Annotated in this window: 1 protein-coding gene; it reads left to right on the top strand. The window is 66.4% G+C overall.

From position 1 onward, the window contains the following. On the top strand, window positions 1-256 hold a 256-nt coding region (locus tag SB717_RS37610; RefSeq protein WP_410908246.1), incomplete at both ends, for an LLM class flavin-dependent oxidoreductase.

The raw sequence follows: 256 nt of genomic DNA, 5'->3' as shown, positions 1-256 counted from the left end.
GCTGGACGTCTATCTGTCGTTCCTCGGTCCGATCGAGACCACGGCGGAGCTGTTCGGCCGGGTCCGGCAGGCGGCCGGTGCCGCCGGCAAGCAACTGCAGTTCGGTGTGCTCACCAGTGTCATCGTGCGCGAAACCGAACAGGAGGCCTGGGACCACTTCGAGTGGCAGCTGGCCAACACATCACCACAGGCGGTGCTGGCAACCGCCGACCGAAACCTCCGGAGCTTTGGTTTCCCGCCGCTGGCCGAGCTGACC

Origin of the sequence: Priestia sp. SIMBA_032 (assembly GCF_046535215.1) — a bacterium.
Classification (GTDB): Bacteria; Bacillota; Bacilli; order Bacillales; family Bacillaceae_H; genus Priestia; species Priestia aryabhattai.
Note: the sequence above shows the minus strand (reverse complement) of the source record. Positions and strands in the feature narration are given on the sequence as shown.